This window comes from Mucilaginibacter angelicae, from assembly GCF_042434235.1.
In the GTDB taxonomy this organism is placed as follows: domain Bacteria; phylum Bacteroidota; class Bacteroidia; order Sphingobacteriales; family Sphingobacteriaceae; genus Mucilaginibacter; species Mucilaginibacter angelicae.
Genome location: NZ_JBHLTS010000032.1, coordinates 1 through 636, shown reverse-complemented (window position 1 = coordinate 636; position 636 = coordinate 1). Strand labels below are relative to the sequence as shown.

The window sequence follows — 636 nt, the reverse complement described above, 5'->3', positions numbered from 1 at the left end:
TTGATCCGGGAAACGGGTAAAGCAATATCTACCGGTACATAAACGCAACCTAACTTCATGATACTTATCATGCTGATCACTGACCATTCCGACCGGTCGAGTAAAACCCCGATCCTTGATCCGTAGCCGATATCCGAGGAGGAACGAATATACCAGGCCAGCTGGTTTGACAAACTGTTCAGTTCCGAATAGCTCAGTATCCGGTCACCGAATACCAGTGCAGATGATCCGGGGGCCAGGGCTGCCTGTGCCTCGAAAAAGTCTATTACCGAACGGTACCTATCATAGGCTACCGCTGTATCATTGAAGCTTTCCAGAAGTTCTTTGCGCTCTGCAGCACTCAGGTAATCCAGCTCCGAAATTGGTATATCCGGTGAACCGCATACCGCCGACAGCAACTGCTCCAGGTGACCGCATAAGCGCTCTGCCATCTCACGGCTGTAGATATCGCTGTTATAGGTCAGGTCCAGCAGGATACCCTCTGTGCCTTCTGTAAAATTGAATGTAAGGTCGAACTTACTGCTCTCTGTCTGCACTTCTTCATAAGCCCTTACTTCAAGGCCCTCAAGTGTCGGGAGCACTCCCTTGCCCATCCCCGTGTTCTGCAACACCACCATCACATCGAACAAGGCGTTA

Annotated in this window: 1 protein-coding gene; it reads right to left on the bottom strand. The window is 50.5% G+C overall.

Features of this window, described 5'->3' with window-relative positions:
- On the bottom strand, positions 1-636 hold a 636-nt coding region (locus ACFFGT_RS19155), incomplete at both ends, for an AMP-binding protein (protein WP_377024125.1).